This is a genomic window from Endozoicomonas atrinae (assembly GCF_001647025.1).
GTDB lineage: Bacteria > Pseudomonadota > Gammaproteobacteria > Pseudomonadales > Endozoicomonadaceae > Endozoicomonas > Endozoicomonas atrinae.
In genome coordinates, this window is the sequence record NZ_LUKQ02000382.1 from 1 (window position 1) to 3,801 (window position 3,801).

At 44.1% G+C, this 3,801-nt stretch carries 4 protein-coding genes, 1 tRNA gene and 1 pseudogene; 2 read left to right on the top strand and 4 right to left on the bottom strand.

All coding sequences use genetic code 11. The annotated features are described in order from the left end of the window. Positions 1-162: 162 nt before the first annotated feature. The gene (locus AK963_RS26565) at positions 163-900 is read left to right on the top strand and encodes a tyrosine-type recombinase/integrase (RefSeq protein WP_066018364.1); all 738 of its coding nucleotides are present in this window, start codon (positions 163-165) and stop codon (positions 898-900) included. A gap of 179 nt (positions 901-1,079) precedes the next feature. Here the strand turns inward: AK963_RS26565 and AK963_RS26570 are convergent. The 3 genes from AK963_RS26570 to tpiA form a co-directional block, all read right to left on the bottom strand. Then, positions 1,080-1,166, bottom strand: a tRNA-Leu gene (locus AK963_RS26570). A 70-nt stretch (positions 1,167-1,236) separates the two neighbouring features. Then, on the bottom strand, positions 1,237-1,644 hold the full coding sequence (gene secG / locus AK963_RS26575; protein WP_066018365.1) for a preprotein translocase subunit SecG: 408 nt from the start codon (positions 1,642-1,644) through the stop codon (positions 1,237-1,239). Between the two features lie 2 nt (positions 1,645-1,646). Next, a complete protein-coding gene (gene tpiA, locus AK963_RS26580; RefSeq protein ID WP_066018366.1) occupies positions 1,647-2,393 on the bottom strand; it encodes a triose-phosphate isomerase in 747 nt (248 codons plus the stop codon). An 897-nt stretch (positions 2,394-3,290) separates the two neighbouring features. Between tpiA and AK963_RS26590 the strand changes: the two genes are divergently transcribed. Beyond that, positions 3,291-3,602, top strand: a complete 312-nt coding sequence (locus AK963_RS26590; protein ID WP_066018368.1) for a hypothetical protein — start codon at positions 3,291-3,293, stop codon at positions 3,600-3,602. A 9-nt stretch (positions 3,603-3,611) separates the two neighbouring features. On the opposite strand, the pseudogene AK963_RS36015 reads toward AK963_RS26590, so the two are convergent. Beyond that, positions 3,612-3,801: pseudogene (locus tag AK963_RS36015) on the bottom strand (IS630 family transposase); the annotation flags it as partial.

Genomic DNA, 3,801 nt, shown 5'->3' on the forward strand with positions numbered 1-3,801 from the left:
GATCATCCTGAGTTTTAATCTGACTGGCTATTTGATCTACCAGTTTTTCGTTGATTTCAACGCTCATTGTTATTCTCCATTTTGGAGTATTAACGACAAGCGTTTACACAATTTAAATTACATTCCCTCAAAAAACTGTCTAAACAAGTTCAATACATCAGAATGTTATATATACCAAAGATCACAGCATCTCCTGTTATTGGCTTCGTTGAATTTGGGAATGTACCTCTGTCCAAAATAACACCAGCAACTATCAAACGATTTCTGGAAAAATTTAATGATAAACCTGGTGCTCGTGATCATATTCGTAAAACGATTTCATCTGCGTGGACATGGGGCAGAGAGTACTATGATGAAGTGCCTCGGAATCCATGCCTTGAGTTAAAGGCCGCGCCTAGAACCAGCCGAACCCGTTATATAACAGATGATGAATATGCAGTTGTTTATTACATCGCTCCGTCATTTTGGAAGGCCATGATGGAATTTGCTTATATTTGTAGGGCAAGGCGGATCGAGTTAGTTCGTATGACACATGACCAGATTCTTGAAAAAGGAATTCAGCTTAGGCGTGCAAAGGGCTCTCTTGATGAAATCACCCTTTGGACACCTAGACTGAAAAAAGCCTATCAAATCATTAGTGAGCTGCGTCGTGAAACCAAGAGCGACTATCTGTTCTGCGATACGAATGGTACTCAAATGAAAAAAGATACCCTCGACTCCCAATGGCAGAAAATAATGGGTCAAGCTCATAAGGATGGGTTGTTGGAAGAGCGCTTTAATTTTCACGACCTTAAAGCAAAAGGAGTATCTGACCATGAAGGGCTTATTTCAGGCCATAAGACCCTGCAGGCAAAACAAGTTTATATACGCAAAACCCAAGAGGTAAAGGGAACCAAATAGAATCATTATCTTTGGGGTGTAAAATAAATATGTCGTATTAATGACAAAGACACTGAACCTAAGAAATAAGGTATTTTTTTAGGAATTTTTTTAGGAAAACAGGTTGTTGGGTAGGTTTTTAGAAGTTAAGACAATTATGGAGAATACAAAAAAAGCCTTTAGAATCAAAGGCTCTTATTTGGTGCCGAAGACGAGACTCGAACTCGTACGCCCATACAGGCACTGCCCCCTCAAGACAGCGTGTCTACCAATTCCACCACTTCGGCCTTAACTGCCGCTCTCAGCGACAGTGAAATTATTTCTGAAAACCCTTTATAAATCAATAAGATTTTAATCTTACTTCGTGCTTTCAGAGTTGCCAGAGCCACTGCTCTCAACGGGCTGAGACTCTAACACAGGCGCATCGCTTTCGGTAGTACTTTCTAAAGCATCTACTGAAAATGGCGCATCATTAGCAGGCACAATCTGCTCAATCTGAACAGAGGGTAAACCGGCCTCTGCAACACCATCAGCCTTCTGCCTGGCCATCATCGCCAAACCAATACTGGTTACAAAAAACACCGTCGCCAGTATCGCTGTTGTTCGACTCAAGAAATTAGCTGAGCCCTGGCTTCCAAACACCGTCTGAGAAGCCCCTGAGCCAAAGCTGGCCCCTGTTTCTGCACCCTTGCCCTGCTGCAGCATGATCAGAGCGATCACACCAACAGCTACCAGCACGTGCACAAGAAGAATAATGGTTTCCATTACTATCCCGCAGCGTGACAAATCACCTTGAAATCAGCAGCTACTAACGAAGCTCCACCAATCAGACCACCATCAACATCAGGCTGACTCATCAGTTCTTCTGCGTTATCAGCCTTCATGCTACCACCATACAAAACACGGGTTCTATCCGCCATGGACGGATCGTTTTCTGCCAGCAACGCACGAATTTCAGCATGAACTTCCTGCGCCTGTTCTGGTGTTGCAGTCAGACCAGTTCCAATAGCCCAAACTGGTTCATAGGCAATTACAAAATTAGCCAGACGCTCCGAACCAGCAGCTCGAAGCACAGTATTAATCTGATGCGCAACCACTTTCATAGTGTCACCAGATTCGCGCTCTGACAGAGTCTCACCAACACAAAGTACTGGCACCAGCCCCTGGTCAACCAGAGCACAGAATTTCGCTGCCACATCCGCATCGGTTTCCCCATACAGAGAACGACGCTCAGAGTGGCCAATCAATACATATTCACAGCCAAGGTCTTTGGCCATCAGAGGAGAGATTTCACCAGTGTAGGCTCCTGACAGCTTATCGGAGGCATTTTGCACACCAAATTTAACAGGAGAACCCTTCAACAAGTCGCGTACCTGCTGAACGTATACGCTAGGTGGAAAAACGAGCACCTCAGCCTTGGTTTCAAGCCCTGAAAGGATACCATCAATAAGCTCACGGATACTGTCTGAAGATCCATTCATCTTCCAGTTTCCGGCTACCAGTGGCTGACGCATACCGCTTACCTCTTTGATCGCGAGGCCGGAATACTAACCTGAAAGACGCCAACATACAATAAGTCAAGGGCTTTTGAATACGTCTAGCAGGCTGAGAAAACCACCTAAATTACTCTATCGAAAAATGATCTATTCTTGCCTGAAATCCCCCCTCCCAATCTCCTCATACTTCAAGAGACCTGACAAATGAAGAGAGCAAACCTCATTACGCTTTCGGCAATAGGTCTTTTCTGCCCCACTTTTTTTACTGGCACAACCTTCCGATTAAACGCTGCCTTTACTCCCCAGCCTTACTTATCCCGACGCAACTGACCTGTAAACCTCCGTTAACAACAACCTAACAGATATGGTTAATCAGAATCGAGATGCCGTTAACATGCACCAGGTTGAGATCCACAGCCATTACCCGGATCTGAGAAGGATAACTTACGACAATGGTATCTTGACACTTAAACCAAGCTGGAATGAAGGGAACTATAACTATGCTTATGATGGCAATAACTACACAACAGCAGCTAGAGATATCTCCATTCAGCTTTTCGACCCTGAGCCCAAAAGATCAATGACAGAGAATTTAGGCTGAGAGGTTAACAGCATTTCGAACCAAATAAATACTATTGAGCAGCAACTCCATTCATTAAATGCGATGGATAACAGCTTACGAAGTCAGCACGTAATCAAGCAAGGAAGAGGCCATCAGTGTAAATGCAGCATTTTCCGCCCAGCCCTCAGGATACCGGCCAGACAAAAACTTCATAGGTATTGGCATTGGCCAGTTTGACCATCACACAGCGGGAAATCAAATAATCGGTCAATAACCCTTGAGCACTTAAAAAACCATTACTACCTTTTAAAACTGTTTATAAAAATCATAGGATATCTAAATGGAAACATCACATGCCTCTGTTCATTCTGGCGCACTTCGACACACCAACTATGAACTTAGAAGCCAAACCGCAATACAGCCAGCCGCCACATTCTCTCAATACACAACTTACGCTAAACCCAGTATTGAAACTCATCTACAAGGAAGGACAGGCAAAGACTTACCCCCCCCCCACCATTGAACACAAGGGTTTAAGCCAATATTCAAGAATCACAGGCATACACCCGGAAACCCTTCTCAGGACTAAAGAAAAAACACCGCTTGCGGATATCAACAAACTCTGCACACGCGCTCAAGGTCCAAGGACAAATTATACCAATTGAATTTTCTAACTACTGTATAACTGCCCAATCACGGGAGCACAGACTGAACAGTCGACCAGCTTCGCTGCAAAGGTTATTCCAAGCTTCACAGCAACAATCTACAATATTTTCATAACCTGAAAATGCTTTGTTTGATAAGTCATGCTCCCGCATCCACTCCCATAGCCTTTCTGAGCTGTTTAACTCCGGTGCGAATGGT